This is a genomic window from Sphingorhabdus buctiana (genome assembly GCF_042680825.1).
Taxonomy (GTDB): Bacteria; Pseudomonadota; Alphaproteobacteria; order Sphingomonadales; family Sphingomonadaceae; genus Sphingorhabdus_B; species Sphingorhabdus_B buctiana.
The window spans coordinates 132,407-150,507 of the sequence record NZ_JBHUEL010000011.1; the positions used below are offsets into that span (position 1 = coordinate 132,407).

An 18,101-nucleotide genomic window follows, 5' to 3' on the forward strand; every position below is an offset into this window, starting at 1 on the left:
GCGTTGCCGGTGCGATTTTGAACGAGAGGAATGACTATCGTGCGTTACGCTTATGGAGTGACTGCTCTGCTTCTGCTTTCGGGTAGCGCCTTCGCGCTTTCGACCGGTGATCCGGGACCAGCAGCTGCGATGCAAGGCCCGGTGACCATCGCTCAGTCCGGCCTCGCCCCGCGCGGAGCTCCGAATAGCTTTGCAGATCTCGCCGCCCAATTGCAGCCAGCCGTGGTCAATATCGCCACCAAGCAGAAGGTGCAGGTCGCAACCAGCTTCAACCCCTTCACCGGCGAACGTCGTCCGGTAACGCAGGAACAGCAAAGCGGTGGTTCAGGCTTCTTCATCAGCGCTGACGGCCTGATCGTCACCAACAACCACGTCGTTGCTGGCGGCCCGCGCGGTGAGGCCGTCGACGAAGTGACCGTGACCCTGTTCGACGGACGCGAATTCAAGGCAGAAATCCTTGGCCGCGATGCGACCTCCGACCTTGCCCTGCTGAAGGTGAAGGTGACCGGCGTTCCTTATGTCGAGATGGAAACATCCGAGAACAATCGCGTCGGCGATTGGGTGATTGCCATCGGCAACCCGCTCGGCTTGGGCAGCACCGTGACTGCGGGCATCATTTCCGCGCTTCAGCGCAATATTGGTGCGGGCGGCGCCTATGACCGCTTCATCCAGACGGATACCGCGATCAACCCGGGCAACTCTGGCGGCCCATTGTTCAACCTGCAAGGCAAGGTGATCGGCATCAACAACCGCCTGATTTCGCCCGTAGGTGCGAATATCGGCGTCGGTTTTGCGATCCCAGCCGAAGAAGCCATTCCGGTTATTGATTCGCTGCGCAAGGGCGTGCGTCCGGAACGCGGCTATCTTGGCATCGGCATCCAGCCGGTTGGGGCCGACATGGCTGACGCCCTGGGTATCGACAAGAACAAGGGTGAATTCGTCACCCGCATCGTGCAGGGTGAAGCCGCTGACAAGGCTGGCCTGAAAGAGGGCGATATCGTCCTCAAGGTCAACGGCCGCGATGTGACGCCGGACGATACGCTTTCGTATATCGTCGCCAATATCAAGCCGGGCACCAAAATCCCGCTCGATATCCTGCGCGAAGGCAAACCGATGCGTATAACGGCAACGGTTGGCACGCGCCCAAGCGAAGAGAAGCTTGCACAAAGCACCTTCGATCCGGACGAAAACAAGGATTTCGATCAGCAAGGTGACAATGCCGACAGCAAGACGATCCGCGAGGCTCTTGGCGTCAGCGTGATCGCACTTGACCCGGAAATCGCCCGCCAGCTGGGTATGGGCACCGATGTGAAGGGCGTTGTCGTTGACATCGCCGGCTCGGGCAGCGCCGCCCAGGCCGGCATCCGCCGCGGCGACGTGCTTGTCTCGGTCAACTACAAAGCCGTAACCAACAGTGCCCAACTCGCAGCAGCAATTGCCGAAGCGAAAAAGGCAGGCCGTAATGCCGTGCTCCTTGGCGTCAAACGCCGCGGTGCGCCGACGCAATATGCCACCGTGCGCATTGATGGCTGATGCGGCTACCAACTGATCCAAAGGGGTGTTAGTTTGCGTTGTATGACGCTGACCGACACCCCTTGGCGCGACGACGCCGAAAACCTCCTTCCCGACCTCATCGAACTGCGCCGCGCGATTCATCGCGAGCCTGAGCTCGGCCTGCAAAACCCCAAGACGCTGGCAAAGATCAAAGCTGCGCTTGCAGGGTTACCGCTCGAATATCGCGAGGGCCCTTCGACGACCGGTCTGTTGGCCGTGTTGCGTGGTCCTTCAAACGGACGCACTGTGTTGTTGCGCGGCGATATGGACGCGCTGCCATTGCACGAAGATACTGGCCTCGATTTCGCTTCCGAAACCAGTGGTGCCATGCATGCCTGTGGGCACGACACGCATGTCGCCATGCTGGTTGGGGCCGCCAAAATGTTATGCGCACGCAGGGAACAGCTGACCGGCACCGTCTATTTCATGTTCCAGCCGGGCGAAGAAGGGCATCATGGCGCCCGCTTCATGCTCGATGATGGCCTGCTCGATCCGCTTCCCGATGCAGCTTTCGCGCTCCACATCATGCCCAATGCGCCGCATGGAATTTTTACCGGACGCGCCGGGCCGTTGCTCGCCTCATCGGATGTGCTTTCGATCAAGATTACAGGCAAAGGCGGTCACGCTTCGATGCCGCATGATGCGGTCGATCCGATCCCTGTCGCCTGCGAAATTGTCTCGGCCATACAGACGATGGTGACGCGCAAAGTATCGGTGTTCGATCCGGCTGTAATCACGATTGCCAAGATCGAGGCTGGGACGACCAATAATATCATTCCGGAATGCGCCAACCTTCTCGGCACCATCCGCACGCTCAGCCCGCGCCGCCGTGCGATGGTGGCAGAAGAATTGCATCGCCTCGCCCCCGGCATTGCCGCTGCGCATGGCTGCGAGGCTCAAGTGCATATCGAGCAGGGCTTTCCGGTCACCATGTGCGATGATCGCGCGGTCCGATTTGGCCAGGAAGTGGTTGAAACCACCTTCGGGGCCGAAAGCTGGAAAACGCTCGACGCGCCGATCATGGGGGCGGAGGATTTTGCCTATGTCCTCGAAAAAGTTCCGGGCGCGATGTTCTTCTTGGGCGCCAGCCATGAAGGCGATGACTGGCGGCAATGCTGCGGGCTGCACTCAAACCGTATGGTGCTCGATGAAAATGTGATGGCCAAGGGCGCTGCGCTGCACGCCGCGCTTGCAGAACGCTTCCTTGCGGATGGTTTCGAACCCGCCTAAACTACGCAACCAACGACAAAATCAGGGGAATTTCATGCCATCCGGTCTTGCTGCGCTTCTTGACGATGTCGCCACCATTGCCAAAGTCGCAGCAGCATCAGTCGATGATGTAGCAGCCGCTGCGGGTAAGGCCGGCAGCAAGGCCGCAGGCGTGGTGATCGACGACACCGCGGTAACGCCCCAATATGTCACCGGCTTCACCCCCGATCGTGAGTTGCCCATAATCTGGCGCATCGCCAAGGGATCGCTGTTCAACAAGATCATCATCATCCTGCCGGTTGCATTGCTGCTCAGTTTCTTCCTGCCTTGGGCGATCACGCCGTTATTGATGCTCGGCGGCGCGTTCCTCTGTTTCGAAGGGGCGGAGAAAGTCCTCGAAAAGTTGATGCCGCATGAGGAAGAGACACTCGCAGAAGAGTTTGCCGAAGTCTGCAGCAAGACGCATGAAGAGAATATGGTGAAGGGTGCGGTGCGCACCGACTTCATCCTGTCCGCCGAAATCATGGCAATCGCCCTCAACGAGGTCAAAGGACTGGCCGAAACCTCGATCTGGCTGGAGGCTGCGGTTCTTGCCTTTGTTGCCGTGGCCATCACCATTGCCGTCTATGGTGTCGTCGGTTTCATTGTGAAGATGGACGATATCGGCCTGCACATGGCCCAGCGCGAAAATGGTACTGCGCAGGCATTCGGTCGCGGGCTGGTCAAGGGAATGCCTAAATTGATGGCGTTGCTCTCAACCGTTGGCACCGCGGCGATGCTGTGGGTAGGTGGGCAAATCATCGTCCACGGCTTTGGCCTGCACCCGGCCGAATGGTTTGGCCTGCACGAAGGCGCGCTGGCGTGGCTGGTCGATGCCGGACTGTCGGGCATCGCCGGGCTGGCAATTGGTGCAGTCATCGTCGGCGTCCACCATCTGTGGGCGGCTCGCAAGAAAGCCTAGGGTACGAGGACCGTATCCTTGGCATTGGGCAACAGGTCCGGATAATCGAGCGTGTAATGCAGCCCGCGACTTTCTTTGCGCGATAGCGCGGAGCGAATGATGAGGTCGGCAACCTCAACCAAATTGCGCAGCTCGATAAGGTCAGGCGTCACGCGGAAGTGGCTGTAATAATCCTCCACTTCTTGCCGGAGCAGGTCGATGCGGTGTTTGGCGCGTTCGAGCCGCTTCGTCGTGCGCACGATTCCCACGAAATTCCACATGAACTGGCGGATTTCGCGCCAGCATTGGGCGATGACCACCTCCTCATCGCTGTCGGTGACACGGCTTTCATCCCATGGGCGGATCGCGGGTGGCGGAGGCAGTTCATCCCAATGCGCGTCGATATGCGCGGCACAGGCATCGCCGAAGACGAAACATTCGAGCAGGCTGTTCGAGGCAAGGCGATTGGCGCCATGTAGCCCCGATTGCGTGACTTCACCCGCCGCATAGAGCCCCGGTGCATCGGTGCGCCCATCCAGATCAACCAGCACGCCGCCGCAGGTATAATGCTGCGCGGGAACCACCGGGATCGGTTCCCGAGTGATATCGATGCCGAGCCCCATAAGCTTCTCATAGATGTTCGGGAAATGCTCGCGGACGAAATCCGGGTCCTTGTGGCTGATATCGAGATGGACATAGTCGAGGCCATCACGCTTGATTTCACCGTCATTGGCGCGGGCGACGATATCGCGTGGCGCAAGCTCTGCCCGTGCATCATAATCGGGCATGTAACGATGCCCGGTCTTCGGATTGCGAAGGATGCCGCCTTCGCCGCGCACCGCCTCGGTAATCAGGAAGTTCTTGACCTCCAGGTTGTAGAGGCAGGTCGGGTGGAACTGCATCATTTCCATGTTCGACACGCGGCAACCCGCACGCCAGGCCATCGCGATGCCATCGCCGGTCGCACCGCGTGGAGCCGTCGAATAAAGGTAGGTGCGCCCTGCCCCGCCCGTCGCCAATATCGTGGCCCGCGCAGTGAACGCCTCTACCTTTCCGGTGCTGCGATTGAGCGCGTAGATGCCGTGCACCCGCCCGCTGGTGGAAAAGCGTTCCTGATGCCGTCCGACAATCAGGTCGATCGCCACCATATCGGGGACAAGCGTTATATTGGCATTGTCGCGCGCCGCAGCCTCAAGCGCCTGTTGCACGGCCCAACCGGTTGCATCGTTGACATGGACGATACGGCGATGGCTGTGCCCGCCTTCGCGCGTCAGGTGCCAGCTTTCGCCAAATTCATTGGTCGGTCCACCCAGATTGAACGGCACGCCAAGCTTTGCCAGTCGATCAATCGCTTTCGGGGCCTGTTCAACGACGAACTCCACCGTGGCTCGGTTGTTGAGGCCAGCGCCGGCCACCATCGTATCTTCGATATGGCTATCAAAAGTGTCGCCAGGTTCAAGCACCGCAGCAATCCCGCCCTGTGCCCACGCCGTTGCGCCGTCGGACAAGGCCCCCTTTGCCAGCACGACAACCTTGTACTTCTGCGCCAGTTGCAAAGCGGCGGTCAGGCCGGCGGCGCCAGAGCCGATGATCAATATGTCAGCTTCTTGAGTCACAGTCGCCTCCCTGTGCCTTTCCGCTGTTGCTGTCAATCACTGGGACATAATGGCCGACTGCACAGGTAAAATACCGTAGAGTCAATCAGTTGAACTTTGAACCGCGCGTTCCCAACTGGTGAAGCGGGAGAAACAGGGATGTACTGCCGGTGTGGCGCATCCTGCTGACCGGCTTCAGACCAGATGGAGCTCGCTCAATGAACTTTCTTTCAAAACTATTCATAACTGCCGCGACAGCGGTTGCTGCAACCTCTCCCGCCTTCGCTGAAGACAGCCAAGGCAAAATCCAGGTAAAAGCGTTTGCAACGTTGGTGGATCCCAGCGCCAAGATCACGAAGGTCAATACCGATGCCATCGGATTGGCTGCAGGTTCCCAAACCCGTGCTGATACCAATGTTACGCCGACAGTCGCGGTTGAATATTTCGTCTCGCCCAATTTTTCGATCGAAACAATTGCCGGGGTGACCCAGCATGATGTCGTCGGCGCAGGGGCACTTTCAGGTGCAAAACTGATTTCCAACGCCAACATCATTCCAGCAACAGTAACAGCCAAATTCCACTTTGATCTCGGAAGCGGAGTGAAGCCCTATCTTGGTGCAGGGCCCAGCTATTTCATGATTTTCGGTGAAGATCCGGATTCGACGGCGCAGGCTTTGGGCGCAACGCGGGTGGATCTGTCGAGCGAATTCGGATTTGCATTGCAGGGCGGAGTTGATGTGCCCCTAAACGATGGCGGTCTTGGCCTTTCGATCGATGCGAAGCGCTATTTCATGAACACCACCGCCCGGTTTTTTGCTGGGAACACATTGGCGCTGAGCACAAAGCATGAGCTCGATCCGTGGGTCGTGAGCGCAGGGATCAGCTATCGCTTCTGACCAAACTCCCCTCCTCCGCAAAGGGGGAGGGGAACCTTATTCCGCACCGCCGCTGGTCAGGCTGAGGAATACATCTTCAAGATCGGCTTCCTTGGTGGTCACATCAATGATGCCCAAGCCCAGGCCTTGGACCGCGGCGAGCACCTCACCGGCGTTCATCCGGTCCTTGTTATAAGTGATCTCCACCGTCCGGTCTGCGACAAGCTCGGCTTTCTCGAACGCGTCATGCGTTGGCGCAGTGGCGACATCGCGATCGAGCGTCAGTACCACGGCCTTTTCGCGTGCCATGCCAACCAATTCCTTGGTAGGCTTGTTCGCGATCAGCTTGCCATGGTTGATGATCGCGATGCGGTCGCATAATTGCTCGGCTTCTTCGAGATAGTGCGTGGTCAGCACGACAGTGGTGCCTTGTTTGTTGAGTTCGACCACATATTCCCAGAGCTGTTGGCGCAATTCGATATCGACGCCCGCCGTAGGTTCATCAAGGACGATGACTGGCGGCGAATGCACCATCGCCTTGGCGACCAGCAACCGACGCTTCATCCCGCCCGACAATGTCCGTGCATAGGCATCAGCCTTGTCGTCAAGGCGTACGGCCTTGAGCAGGTCCATCGAATGCCGCTTTTCCTTGGGCACGCCATAAAGGCCGGCGAACAGTTCAAGCGTTTCGAGCGGGGTGAAAAAGGGATCGAACATGATCTCTTGCGGCACGATGCCAATCGATGCTTTCGCATTGCGAGGGTTGGCATCGATATCGAAACCCCAGATGCTCGCTTGGCCCGACGTTTTTTGCACCATTCCGGCAAGGATATTGATGATCGTGGATTTGCCTGCCCCGTTCGGCCCTAGCAGACCGAATATCGAGCCTCGTTCAACATCAAAACTGACACCGTCGAGTGCCTGCTTCCCATTGGAATAGCGCTTGGTAAGATCGCGGATCGATATGGCTGCTTGCGTCATGGTTGTTAGCGATAGCGGAGCGATTATCGCCGCGCAACGCAAGGCTTTGCATCAATGGGTTAAGTTTCGTTAACCATGATCGCTAAGCTGAATTTGCGTTATGCTGTGCCAAAGAGGGTGCATGTGTGGGCCAAAGTTTGAGTATCTTTGTGCGCGATTCGCGCTGGCTGCGGCTATGTTTGCCGCAGCCAGCGTACCAGCGCACGCCGAAACCGAACAACTGAACGCACAGCTTAGCGTCGTTTCTCCGGGCAGTTTCTACAAGGTGGAGGACCTGCATTTCGGAACGATTGTTTCAAGCAATGTCGCCGGAACAGTAACGATTGCCCCCAATGGCACCCGCACCTCTACCGGCGGCGTCACGCTGTGGGGCAATGACCACCACCCCGCGCAATTTGCCGGGATGAAGCCTACCGCAGCCAACCGGCCGGTCCGCATGCGCGTCGGATCGAACAGCATCACCTTGACCGGCCCCGGTGCGCCGATGACCGTCGGGCTGTTTCGTGGTAACACCAACCCGGCCACCGCGTTGACCACCACCCCGCGCAATTACCAGGTGCAGCAGACGACCAATGGCGCATTTGCGCTGTTCGTGGGTGCCACACTCAACGTGAATGCAAACCAGGCACCTGGAACCTATTCGGGCACCTGGACGCTGACGCTCGACTACCAATAATCCTGCTTATCAGGTTGACTGCGATTTCAACGTAAGCCGCTGTTTACTATATAGTTATAACTTAAAGCATATACCGATTTGCATGTTGAGCCGCATTCGCCTTATGCACGCAATTTCCATGGCTGGTTTCGCCAGCCTGTGGCCGTGCACGAGTGTGCTGGCACAAACCGCGGTTGAACAAGGCCAATCACAAGTGGGCGTCGTTACCCCGCTCAGCTTTATCCAAACCGAAGAATTGTCGTTCGGCCGAATACTTTCCAGCAATACTGCAGGCACCGTCACCGTCGCCCCCAATGGCACACGCACACGCAGCGGTGGTGTTACCCTGCATGGCAACGACCAGCAGGCTGCAGTGTTCGCAGGTCTTGGCGCGGTCAACCAGCGCGTACAAATCTCTCTGGGAAGCAATTCGATCTTCCTGACAGGCCCGGGAGTCAGGATGCGTGCCCGCAATTTCGTAATCGGCAGCACACCGACAGCGGTACTGAGCACCACACCACGGGTGTTTCGCATTGCGGGAGCAAATGGCGGTTTCAGTTTCCCGGTCGGGGCAACGCTTGATGTAAACGCCAACCAGGCACCGGGAACCTATCGGGGTACATGGTCAATTACACTGAACTACCAGTGAAAAGCCCCGTTGCTAGACAGCAAGCGCTTTGCTAACGGCGGCGCATGATCGAAGCGCCTGAAACCATTCTCGTCCGTACCCACCGTATCGCCTGCGACGGTAGCGGCGAAGGCGTGCCCGCAGCGCTCGGCCATCCGCGTGTTTGGCTCGAAATCGACGAAAGCGGCATGGTCGAATGCGGCTATTGCGACCGCCGTTTCGTGCTGGTTGGTGGGCCCGCAGATAACGGGTCGACGAATAAGGGCTGAATACCCTTCCGTTCCGCGCCACAGCGCTTATATCGGCGCTATGAGCATCACAGATCCGCGCAGCTTTCTCTATCAACCCGGCCTTCTTGATCCCGATGGCGCGATGCGTGTCACGCGCGAAGCGTTGAAGGCATGCGACGATGGCGAACTCTATTTGCAATATAGCGCGTCGGAAAGCTTCGGGTTTGACGATGGTCGTCTCAAAATGGCTGACTATTCGACAGCGTCGGGATTTGGCCTGCGCGGGGTTTCAGGTGAAATGACGGGCTTCAGCCACGCCAATGACCTGAGCGAAGGCGCGATCCGCCGCGCAGCGGAGACTTTGCAGCTGCTCGATCCTGCCAAGGGACAGGCCGCGCCGCCGCCGCGCAAGAATAACCGCCATCTCTACACCGATGGCAATCCGCTCGACCTCGTTCCCTTCGCCAAGAAGGTTGAACTGTGCCAGAAAATCGATGCCGCAGCGCGCGCGCGCGATCCACGCGTGGCGCAGGTTTCGGTCTCGTTGGCTGGCAGTTGGTCGGTCATCGAGATCGTTCGCGCAGACGGCTTTGTCGCAACCGATATTCGCCCCTTGGTGCGGCTCAACGTTTCGATTGTCACTGAAGAAAATGGCCGCCGCGAAACCGGCACCTTCGGCTTTGGCGGGCGCAAGCTTTACGACGACCTGTTCGAGGAAGCTGCCTGGAACCGCGCAATCGATGAAGCGCTCGCACAGTCACTCACCAACTTGCGGTCGGTCGACGCCCCTGCTGGTGAAATGACCGTTCTCCTCGGGCCGGGATGGCCGGGCGTTTTGCTGCACGAAGCCGTAGGCCATGGCCTTGAAGGCGATTTCAACCGCAAGGGCACCAGCGCTTTTTCCGGCAAGATCGGCCAGCGCGTTGCCGCGCCTGGTGTCACTGTGGTCGACGATGGCGGCATTGCAGACCGCCGCGGTTCGCTGTCGATCGACGATGAAGGCACGCCCACGCAGGAAAACATCCTGATCGAAGATGGTATCCTCAAAGGCTATATGCAGGATCGCCTCAACGCGCGGTTGATGGGCGTCGCACCCACCGGCAATGGACGCCGCCAATCCTATGCCCATGCGCCCATGCCGCGCATGACCAATACATTCATGAAGAGCGGCAATGACGATCCAGCCGAATTGTTGAGCCGCGTGAAGGACGGGATTTTCGCCAAGAGCTTTGGCGGCGGACAGGTCGACATCGTATCGGGCAAATTCGTGTTCAGCTGCACCGAGGCTTATCGGGTCAAAAATGGCAAGCTGGGTGATCCGATCAAGGGGGCAACATTGATTGGTGATGGTCCCACGTCGTTGACCAAGATTATCGGCCTTGGCAATGATATGGCGCTCGACGAAGGCATCGGCGTCTGCGGCAAGGGTGGACAAAGCGTACCTGCTGGGGTCGGTCAGCCGACAACTTTGGTCAGCGCGCTCACCGTTGGCGGCACGGCTGGATGATCGACGACGAGAGCGATCCTTTTCCCCCGCCCGAAAATTGGGCCGACCGGATTCTCCATTTCTGGTTTGTCGAGCACGGCATGGCCGATTGGTTCAGGGGCGGCTCCAAATTCGATGCCAAAGTGACCGAAGGTTTTGCCGGCTGGCGCGATGCGCTTCGCGAACAGCCGGTTAGCGCTTTTGTTGAAAGCAGCAAAACCGCACTGGCAGCAATTATCCTGTTCGATCAGGTACCCCGCAACGCCTATCGGAGCGATGCCGAAGCCTTTGCAACCGATCACCTTGCGCTCGCCATCGCCAAAGCTGCAGTCGAGCATGGTTTTGATCGAGCACTGTCAAAGGACGAACGGCTGTTTCTTTACCTGCCATATGAGCATAGCGAAAATCGCGAAGACCAGCGTGAATCCGTTCGCCTGATCAGCCAACTGGGTGACGGCGACCTGCTGCAATATGCGCTGGACCACCAAGCAATGATCGAGCGTTTCGGCAGGTTCCCCCATCGCAACAAGGCATTGGGACGTGCTGATCGTGCAGGCGAGGCTGAGGCGGTTGCCGCAGGCGGCGGTTGGTAAAAGCTTGCACCTAACCCACGCAGGCATATAACCAAAGCAACAAGAATCGGGTCGCATGGGCAACTGGGGCAATCGCACCAGCAGCAGGAGTACGACCATGCGCTTCACCTATCGTTTCGCTTCACTTGCCGCGCTCGCCGCCACCTTGGCGGTCGTCCCCGGTTCTGCACAGAAAACCACGGACCCCAAAGCCACATATGCAATGGACGTATCGACGATGTCCGGCATGGGTATGGGTGCGATGATGGGGGGCGGTCTTGGCAGCCTGTTTGGTGGTGGCGGCGGCGACAATTACATGCTCGAATTGCGCCTTACCTCCGCAACACCCTCACCTACCCAACCGGAAAAAGGTGACCATTTCTTCCTTCCCATCGCCAAGATGGGCAAGTCGGTTCCGCTGATCGGTGACGCCCCAGGCGAAGCCAAGCCTGATCGCGAATACGACCCCAACCAGACGATGGAGAAACCCAAAGGACGTATCCTGATGTTCTGGGGCTGTCACGCGAATGCCCCCAAAGGGCAGCCGTTCATCATCGATTTTGCGAAGATGCCGACAGCGAAAATGCCAGCCAATATGCCTCAGCAGATGCAGCGTTATCAGGCGGAGGCCAAGGCGCGTGATGCCAATGCGGCATGGTGGCCCAATGGCAAAAACGGCAAACAGCCCAGATCAGGCTCTTCGCTGCGCGGTGAACACCGCATCACCAGCGGCTTTACCCCTGAAATCAAGTTCAGCCTGATCAATGATTATATGGCCTCGTTGAACGTCAATCCCAATGACTCGGCTGCGTTCATCCAGCTCAACTGGAACAGCGTGCCCACCGCGACCGGATATGTCGCATGGGCAATGGGGGGCATGGAACGCGCTGGCCAGGGCGGCGATATGGTGATGTGGACATCAGCCAATAATCGCGATTTCGGCGAAGGCATGGGCTGGCTGTCGCCGGCAGAAGTACAACGCCAGATCGGCCTCAAAAATGTAATGCCGCCGTCACAGACAAGCTGCCAGATCCCCGCCGAGGCGAAGGCGGCAGCGGGTGGAATGATGTTTGGCAGCATGAATGCCTTTGGCCCCGAGGAAAATTTTGCCTTCCCGCCCAAACCCGCCGATCCCAAAGCGGTGTGGAATATCGAATGGACTGCCAAGGCCCGCTTTCGTGCTTTCGCCAGCTTCATGACCGGAATGGGCAGTTCGGGCATGGGTGGAATGGGTGAAGGCGGCACGGCACCCGCGCCCAAAAAGAAGAAGCCATGCAAGGGTCCGCTCGGGATACCCATTCCGGGCACCGAATGCTGACGCCTCCTCTCCCGCTTGCGGGAGCGGAATAAGCTTCTCAATATCGCTGGACCAGCAGCCTCCGCTTTGGCACTAATCTGGTATGTCCGAGTTTTTCGATGCATTGAATGACAAGCATGTCGAGATGATCGGCAAGCAACCGGTCTTCTTTGTCGCCACTGCAGCAAAGGATGGACGCATCAATCTCTCCCCCAAGGGATATGATGCCTTTCGCGTGCTTTCCCCAAAACGCGTCGGCTATCTCGATCTTGGCGGATCGGGCAATGAAACCCATGCCCATTTGTCGGTCGATGGCCGCATCACCTTCATGTTCTGCAATTTCGAACAGCCCGCATTAATCCTGCGCATCTATGGTCGCGGGCGAGCAGTGCTGCCGCAAGACGCGGAATGGGGTGAATTGGCTCCGCACTTTGAGATTATTCCGGGTACGCGCCAGATATTTGTTGCCGATGTGGAGAGTGTGCAGACCAGTTGCGGATGGGGTGTTCCATTCATGGCGTTTCACCGTGAACGCGACACTCTGAAAAAAGCACATGCCGGGATGGACCCCGATGCCTGGCTCACCCGGGCGAAGGGGCGGACAACCAGTATTGATGGGATCAAGACACGAGCGACCGATCGCTATTTCGGGCCCGCTGACTGACCGTGCCGGCAATCAAGGTTGCAACCTATAACATCCGCAAATGCGTAGGCACTGACCGTCGCCGCAATCCTGAACGTATATTGGATGTCCTCGACGAAATCGACGCAGACGTCATCGCTTTGCAAGAGGCCGACCGGCGATTTGGAAACAGGCTAAGCGCAATCCCGCACCATTTGCTGCTCGAACATGGAACATATCGCCCGGTTGAAATCGGCGGTCGCCCACAAAGCATAGGATGGCACGGCAATGCCCTGCTGGTTCGCAATGGAATAACCGTTCGGCACAGCGAAATCGTTCCACTGCCAACGCTCGAGCCGCGCGGCGCGGTGCTGGCTGATCTTCTGATCGAAGGGCGTGCCTTGCGCGTCATCGGCACGCACCTCGATCTATCCGGATTATGGCGCAGGCGGCAAATCCGTGCGCTTCTGGCCCGGCTTGATGGCGCAGAGCATCATCTGCCGACGGTATTGATGGGCGATTTCAACCAATGGAGCGATCGAGGCGCGTTGTCCGAATTCGCATTCCATCACCACCGCCTCGTCAAAACCCCGCCCAGCTTTCACAGCAACCGGCCTGTGGCGCGACTTGATCGCATCATTGTGAGCCATGAAATCGAGGTGGAAGAAGCTGACGCCCATGTCTCCGACCTTTCCAGACGGGCATCGGATCACTTGCCGCTCTGGGCCAGGATAAATATTGCCTAATTTTTATACAGCATATTTTTGCTGATTATATTTTAGGCATATGGCAAATGCCGCCTGCCAATGAATCTAAGGATTCCTTGGCTTTCCAAAGATGGCACGGCCTTTGCTTAGCATGCCCCACAACCACAATAGGGGGCGTGCATGAAGTATATCATTGCCATTATCAAACCGCACAAGCTGGACGAGGTGCGTGAAGCACTCGCCGGATTGGGCGTTTCGGGCATGACAGTTTCCGAAGTAAAAGGCTTTGGCCGGCAAAAGGGCCAGACCGAAGTTTATCGCGGTGCCGAATACACCACCAACATGGTGCCGAAGATCAAGATCGAAGTCGCCTGCACCAGCGAAAGCGCAGGTGCGGTCGTCGAAGCAATCCAGGCCGCAGCCGCAACCGGCTCGATCGGCGATGGCAAGATCTTCGAAATCGAGCTCGCCTCCGCAACGCGCATCCGCACCGGCGAAACCGACGGCGCGGCGCTGTAACCAGAAAATCCGGACTAACCAGGGAAGAAAGCACATGCTGAAAACAATGAAATGGGTTGGCGCGACGGGGGCGGCGATATTTGTCGCACTGCCCGCTTTCGCGCAGGAGGCAGCCGAAGCGGCTGCAGAAGGGGCTGCCGCTGCAACCGCTGCGGTGGCCGACGGGCCGATCAAGGCGCCTACCGTCGAACAGATGGCTGGCATGGTCGACAAGGGCGATACCACCTGGATGCTGATCAGCTCGGCACTGGTGCTGCTGATGTCGATCCCGGCACTCGCGCTTTTCTATGGCGGCCTTGTTCGCACCAAGAACATGCTGAGCCTGCTGATGCAGGTGTTCATGATCGTATCGGTCGCAGCTCTCGTCTGGGTCAGCTACGGCTACAGCCTCGCCTTCACCAGCGGCGGACCTTTCATTGGTGGGTTCTCCAAGGCGTTTCTTGCTGGCGTTGATGCGACCACACTTGCCGCCACCTTCAGCAACAATGTCTACATTCCGGAATATGCCTTTGTCGTATTCCAGATGACCTTTGCCTGCATCACCCCGGCGCTGATCGTCGGTGCCTTTGCAGAGCGCATCAAGTTCACGCCGCTGATCATCTTCACTGTGCTGTGGCTTACCTTTGCCTATTTCCCCATCGCGCACATGGTGTGGTACTGGGCTGGACCGGACTTCCTGCCTGACGCACCGACCGATTACGGCCTGCTGTGGGGAATGGGCGCACTCGACTTTGCTGGCGGCACCGTCGTCCACATCAACGCGGGTATCGCTGGCCTTGTTGGCTGCCTAATCGTAGGCAAGCGCATCGGCTATGGCAAGGAAGCTACCCCGCCGCACAGCCTGACCATGACCATGATCGGCGCCTCACTGCTGTGGGTGGGCTGGTTCGGCTTCAACGCCGGCTCCAACCTTGAAGCCAATGGCCTTGCTGCCCTTGCCTTCATCAACACCTTCGTCGCCACCGCAGCAGCTGCCGTTGCATGGTGCATCATTGAGCAGTTCCACCACGGCAAGCCCTCGCTGCTTGGCGCGGTAACGGGCGCCGTCGCAGGCCTGGTTGCCATCACACCAGCCAGCGGGTTCGCAGCACCCATCACCTCGATCCTGCTTGGCTTCGCAGCGTCAGCGGTCTGCTACCTCTTCGTCGCAGTGGTGAAGAACAAGCTCAAATATGACGACACGCTCGACGTGTTCGGCGTACACGGCATCGGCGGCATCGTCGGCGCCATCGGTACCGGCATTGTTGCAGACCCGGCGCTCGGTGGCCAGGGCTTCTTCGACTACACCGTGTTCCCCGCCGTACCGGGCACCTATGACATTGCTGCACAGGTGATCACGCAGATCAAGGCTGTCGGCATCACCGTGGTGTGGACCGGCGTCGTCTCGGCCGTACTCTTCTACGCGCTCAAATTCACCCTCGGCCTGCGCCCGAGCGAGGAAGCCGAACGCGAAGGGCTGGACCTCTCCGAACATGGAGAGCGCGCCTACAACTACTAAGGTTTATGGAGGGCGTTGCTGGGTAGGCGACGCTTTCCACCAAATTCAGAGCTTGGCGGCGGGGTTTATTCCTCCCTCTCCCAAATCCCGCCGCCTCCCGATGTTCCTCCCGCGAACGTCCAACTTCCAAGCCCGGGTCCGAAATGGCCCGGGCATTTTTTGTTGCAATTATGTTACAATTGGCGGCTTTCTTGCCACAAAGTCCGATAGGGGGTGCCAAGTGGCACCCAATAGCGCGTATAAAAGGACCACTACGGAACCAGTTAACCGTATGGATCTTCGGGAGAAGGAAATGAAAAAAATCAACAACCGCCAAGCGGCGCGCCGCTTTGTCCAACTTATTGCGGGCACTTCGCTCGTCGCCCTTGTTGCGCAGGGTTCGGTTGCACAGGACGCAGCTGACGAAACTGATGAAAACGTCATCATCGTGACCGCAACAAAGCGCGATGCAAACCTGCAAGACATTCCGTTTTCAATCAACGCGCAGACCGCCGATGATATCGAAAAGACCGGCGCAACGACGCTGGAAGACCTTTCGCGCAACGTTGCAGGCCTGACTGTCCAAAACCTCGGGCCCGGCCAAAGCCAGGTTTCGATCCGTGGCGTTTCCGCTGGCCAGATCGTCCGCGACCAACCCGGCGTCAAGGAACAGGTCGGCGTCTATCTTGATGAGTCGGTGATCTCGCTGTCGCTGTTCACCCCCGATCTCGACCTTTTCGACCTCAATCGCGTTGAAACGCTTCGTGGTCCGCAAGGCACGCTGTTCGGCTCCGGATCGGTTGGTGGCACCGTTCGCTACATCACCAATCAACCCAAATTGGGCACAACCGAGGGTTCGGTCGAGGCCAATGTCAACCTGGTCGATGGCGATGATTTGGGCGGCCATGTCAAAGGCGCGGTCAACGCACCTTTGGGAGACAAGGCAGCGATCCGCGCGGTTGGTTATTTCACTCGCTATGGCGGCTTCATCAATGCTCGCCGTGAAGGCGGTGGCATCACCGAAGACATCAACGATGGCGAACGTTATGGCGGCCGCATTGCGCTGACATTCGAACCCAGCGAGAATGTCTCGATCACGCCGCGCGTAATCTACCAGAAAATTTCCACCGATGGCTTCAACCGCCAGGAAGTTTTCAACCTCTATGCCAATCCGTTCACAACTACGCGCCCCGCGGTAACGTTCAAGGAACGCGAACAGCATCTTCTGCTGCAAGAAGGTTTCGAAGACGAAACGATGATCGCTGATGCCACCATCAAAATTGGCCTCGGCGGCGTGGATCTGACTTCGGTCAGCAGCTACACTGATCGCGACATCCTTGTCAGCCGCGATGCCAGCGCACTTACGGGCAGCGTCTCGGTCGATCTTGGTTTCCCGACTGCAGGCGTTCTGCTGCCATCGAACCTGCGCGACACCACCAAGGTGAAGTCGTTTACGCAGGAAATTCGCTTGAGCTCAAACGGCGATGGTCCGCTGCAATGGGTATTGGGCGGTTTCTATTCGAACACCGATCGCGATTACGCACAGCGCCTGCCGACACCGGGCTATGATGCCTTCACCGATGCACGTTTTGGTGCGGGAACATCGGTTGCGGTGGCCAATGGCTTCCCGCTGAATTCGCCTTACAACGCCGATATCAATTATGACATCAAGCAAAAGGCAGTGTTTGGTGAAGCCAGCTATGCCTTTGGCGAGAAGTTCACCCTAACCGCCGGCGGCCGTTACTACGACTTCTCGGAAGATCGCCTGTTCCAGTCGGGCGGCCTGTTCTCGAATGGCGACAACCAGACGGGTAGCACCAAATCGGACGGCTTCACGCCGCGCCTGTTGGCCAGCTTCAACGCGAGCGATAGCGTGACCATCAACGCGCAAGCGTCGAAGGGTTTCCGTCTGGGCGGCATCAACGATCCGTTGAACATTCCGCTCTGCTCGGGCGGCGCCAGCGGGGTTGACGCCCTCACCTATGGCAATCGCCCGCGCTATGATGACGAAACGCTGTGGAACTATGAATTGGGCGTGAAATCGCAGGGTCGCGGCTTCACCTTCAATGCCGCTGCTTTCTACACCGACATCAAGAACCTGCAGGTTACTGCCGATGCCGGTAGCTGCTCGTCGCGTGTTGTCTTCAACGTGCCGAAGGCGCACACCCAAGGTATCGAATTCGAGCTGAGCGCAAGCCCTGCTCAAGGTCTGGACCTCGGCATTTCGGGCAGCATTGTAAGCGCGAAGTTCGATTCATCGGTAACGACCACTGCGGGCGCGGTGATCGCGGGTATCCGCGATGGAAATCGCCTGCCGACCGTGCCGAAATTCCAACTTTCGGCCAATGCGACCTACAGCTTCCCGGTAAGCGATGGTGCAGAGGCCTATGTTGCAACCTCAATCCAGCATGTCGGCAACCGCATCACCCAGCCGAGTGACCAGGAAGGCAATCCGCGCAGCTTTGTTTCGGGTCTGGCCTTTGCCGGTGCACCCGGCACCAACGCGACCACGCTGAACCTCGTCCTGCCCAGCTACCAGCTGGTCAACCTCAGCGCTGGCGTGGATTTCGAAAACGGCCTGTCGATCATCGGTTATGTCAACAACCTGTTCGACGAAAATGCCTTGCTCTCGTTCGACCGCGAACGTGGCGGACGTGCGCGCCTCGGTTTCTCGACCAACAGCCCGCGCACCTATGGTGTCACGGTTCGCAAGTCGTTCTGAAGCACGATTAGATAATCAAAGAAAAGGGCGGC

17 protein-coding genes are annotated in these 18,101 nt (G+C 58.3%); 15 read left to right on the plus strand and 2 right to left on the minus strand.

Annotated elements, in window-relative coordinates:
* The first annotated feature begins 30 nt into the window (after window positions 1-30).
* From ACFSAG_RS13165 to ACFSAG_RS13175, 3 genes are read left to right on the plus strand one after another with little or no spacing between them, the layout of a single operon-like run.
* A complete protein-coding gene (locus ACFSAG_RS13165; protein WP_374612714.1) occupies window positions 31-1,533 on the plus strand; it encodes a trypsin-like peptidase domain-containing protein in 1,503 nt (500 codons plus the stop codon).
* A 42-nt stretch (window positions 1,534-1,575) separates the two neighbouring features.
* Window positions 1,576-2,784 (plus strand): M20 metallopeptidase family protein, encoded by a 1,209-nt coding sequence (locus ACFSAG_RS13170; RefSeq protein ID WP_381515637.1) that lies wholly within the window; start codon window positions 1,576-1,578, stop codon window positions 2,782-2,784.
* Window positions 2,785-2,818: 34 nt separating this feature from the next.
* Complete coding sequence (locus ACFSAG_RS13175; RefSeq protein WP_381515640.1) at window positions 2,819-3,724, plus strand: DUF808 domain-containing protein; 906 nt, start codon at window positions 2,819-2,821, stop codon at window positions 3,722-3,724.
* Here the strand turns inward: ACFSAG_RS13175 and nadB are convergent.
* Window positions 3,721-5,319, minus strand: coding sequence for an L-aspartate oxidase (gene nadB, locus ACFSAG_RS13180; RefSeq protein ID WP_381515643.1), 1,599 nt, complete (start codon window positions 5,317-5,319; stop codon window positions 3,721-3,723). The two genes, ACFSAG_RS13175 and nadB, sit on opposite strands and share 4 nt — an antisense overlap.
* Window positions 5,320-5,516: 197 nt before the next feature.
* On the opposite strand from nadB, the gene ACFSAG_RS13185 reads away from it, so the two are divergent.
* Entirely contained in the window at window positions 5,517-6,194 is a 678-nt protein-coding gene (locus ACFSAG_RS13185; RefSeq protein WP_374612721.1) for an OmpW/AlkL family protein, read from the plus strand.
* Between the two features lie 36 nt (window positions 6,195-6,230).
* Here the strand turns inward: ACFSAG_RS13185 and ACFSAG_RS13190 are convergent, their stop codons facing one another.
* Window positions 6,231-7,154: an ABC transporter ATP-binding protein gene (locus ACFSAG_RS13190; RefSeq protein WP_374612723.1), complete on the minus strand. Its 924-nt coding sequence runs from the start codon at window positions 7,152-7,154 to the stop codon at window positions 6,231-6,233.
* 175 nt (window positions 7,155-7,329) lie between these two features.
* Here ACFSAG_RS13190 and ACFSAG_RS13195 point away from each other — a divergent pair, with 175 nt between their 5' ends.
* From ACFSAG_RS13195 to ACFSAG_RS13245, 11 genes are all read left to right on the plus strand, one after another.
* Window positions 7,330-7,830, plus strand: coding sequence for a DUF4402 domain-containing protein (locus tag ACFSAG_RS13195; protein WP_381515647.1), 501 nt, complete (start codon window positions 7,330-7,332; stop codon window positions 7,828-7,830).
* A 118-nt stretch (window positions 7,831-7,948) separates the two neighbouring features.
* Window positions 7,949-8,458: a DUF4402 domain-containing protein gene (locus tag ACFSAG_RS13200; RefSeq protein ID WP_381515649.1), complete on the plus strand. Its 510-nt coding sequence runs from the start codon at window positions 7,949-7,951 to the stop codon at window positions 8,456-8,458.
* A 44-nt stretch (window positions 8,459-8,502) separates the two neighbouring features.
* Window positions 8,503-8,706: a zinc-finger domain-containing protein gene (locus ACFSAG_RS13205; protein ID WP_381515652.1), complete on the plus strand. Its 204-nt coding sequence runs from the start codon at window positions 8,503-8,505 to the stop codon at window positions 8,704-8,706.
* Window positions 8,707-8,746: 40 nt separating this feature from the next.
* Window positions 8,747-10,174, plus strand: a complete 1,428-nt coding sequence (gene tldD, locus ACFSAG_RS13210) for a metalloprotease TldD (protein WP_381515656.1) — start codon at window positions 8,747-8,749, stop codon at window positions 10,172-10,174.
* Window positions 10,171-10,746 carry a DUF924 family protein gene (locus ACFSAG_RS13215; protein ID WP_381515659.1) on the plus strand — a complete coding sequence of 192 codons (576 nt, stop codon included), beginning with the start codon at window positions 10,171-10,173 and terminating at the stop codon, window positions 10,744-10,746. The genes tldD and ACFSAG_RS13215 overlap by 4 nt, the downstream gene beginning before the upstream one ends.
* A gap of 97 nt (window positions 10,747-10,843) precedes the next feature.
* On the plus strand, window positions 10,844-12,043 hold the full coding sequence (locus tag ACFSAG_RS13220) for a hypothetical protein (protein WP_381515661.1): 1,200 nt from the start codon (window positions 10,844-10,846) through the stop codon (window positions 12,041-12,043).
* A gap of 82 nt (window positions 12,044-12,125) precedes the next feature.
* Entirely contained in the window at window positions 12,126-12,686 is a 561-nt protein-coding gene (locus tag ACFSAG_RS13225) for a pyridoxamine 5'-phosphate oxidase family protein (protein WP_381515663.1), read from the plus strand.
* A gap of 2 nt (window positions 12,687-12,688) precedes the next feature.
* Window positions 12,689-13,390 (plus strand): endonuclease/exonuclease/phosphatase family protein, encoded by a 702-nt coding sequence (locus tag ACFSAG_RS13230; RefSeq protein ID WP_381515666.1) that lies wholly within the window; start codon window positions 12,689-12,691, stop codon window positions 13,388-13,390.
* A gap of 141 nt (window positions 13,391-13,531) precedes the next feature.
* On the plus strand, window positions 13,532-13,870 hold the full coding sequence (locus ACFSAG_RS13235) for a P-II family nitrogen regulator (RefSeq protein ID WP_374612740.1): 339 nt from the start codon (window positions 13,532-13,534) through the stop codon (window positions 13,868-13,870).
* Between the two features lie 34 nt (window positions 13,871-13,904).
* The gene (locus ACFSAG_RS13240; RefSeq protein WP_381515670.1) at window positions 13,905-15,368 is read left to right on the plus strand and encodes an ammonium transporter; all 1,464 of its coding nucleotides are present in this window, start codon (window positions 13,905-13,907) and stop codon (window positions 15,366-15,368) included.
* Between the two features lie 292 nt (window positions 15,369-15,660).
* On the plus strand, window positions 15,661-18,069 hold the full coding sequence (locus ACFSAG_RS13245; protein ID WP_374612743.1) for a TonB-dependent receptor: 2,409 nt from the start codon (window positions 15,661-15,663) through the stop codon (window positions 18,067-18,069).
* Window positions 18,070-18,101 lie beyond the last annotated feature (32 nt).

Excerpts from the sequence above, each read along its gene's own strand:
- ACFSAG_RS13190 (WP_374612723.1), bottom strand. The coding sequence starts at position 7,154 with ATGACGCAAGCAGCCATATCGATCCGCGATCTTACCAAGCGCTATTCC.
- ACFSAG_RS13215 (WP_381515659.1), top strand. The coding sequence starts at position 10,171 with ATGATCGACGACGAGAGCGATCCTTTTCCCCCGCCCGAAAATTGGGCC.
- ACFSAG_RS13170 (WP_381515637.1), top strand. The coding sequence starts at position 1,576 with ATGACGCTGACCGACACCCCTTGGCGCGACGACGCCGAAAACCTCCTT.
- tldD (WP_381515656.1), top strand. The coding sequence starts at position 8,747 with ATGAGCATCACAGATCCGCGCAGCTTTCTCTATCAACCCGGCCTTCTT.
- ACFSAG_RS13205 (WP_381515652.1), top strand. The coding sequence starts at position 8,503 with ATGATCGAAGCGCCTGAAACCATTCTCGTCCGTACCCACCGTATCGCC.
- ACFSAG_RS13200 (WP_381515649.1), top strand. The coding sequence starts at position 7,949 with ATGGCTGGTTTCGCCAGCCTGTGGCCGTGCACGAGTGTGCTGGCACAA.
- ACFSAG_RS13225 (WP_381515663.1), top strand. The coding sequence starts at position 12,126 with ATGTCCGAGTTTTTCGATGCATTGAATGACAAGCATGTCGAGATGATC.
- ACFSAG_RS13220 (WP_381515661.1), top strand. The coding sequence starts at position 10,844 with ATGCGCTTCACCTATCGTTTCGCTTCACTTGCCGCGCTCGCCGCCACC.
- ACFSAG_RS13235 (WP_374612740.1), top strand. The coding sequence starts at position 13,532 with ATGAAGTATATCATTGCCATTATCAAACCGCACAAGCTGGACGAGGTG.
- ACFSAG_RS13240 (WP_381515670.1), top strand. The coding sequence starts at position 13,905 with ATGCTGAAAACAATGAAATGGGTTGGCGCGACGGGGGCGGCGATATTT.
- ACFSAG_RS13195 (WP_381515647.1), top strand. The coding sequence starts at position 7,330 with ATGTTTGCCGCAGCCAGCGTACCAGCGCACGCCGAAACCGAACAACTG.
- ACFSAG_RS13245 (WP_374612743.1), top strand. The coding sequence starts at position 15,661 with ATGAAAAAAATCAACAACCGCCAAGCGGCGCGCCGCTTTGTCCAACTT.
- ACFSAG_RS13165 (WP_374612714.1), top strand. The coding sequence starts at position 31 with ATGACTATCGTGCGTTACGCTTATGGAGTGACTGCTCTGCTTCTGCTT.
- ACFSAG_RS13185 (WP_374612721.1), top strand. The coding sequence starts at position 5,517 with ATGAACTTTCTTTCAAAACTATTCATAACTGCCGCGACAGCGGTTGCT.
- ACFSAG_RS13175 (WP_381515640.1), top strand. The coding sequence starts at position 2,819 with ATGCCATCCGGTCTTGCTGCGCTTCTTGACGATGTCGCCACCATTGCC.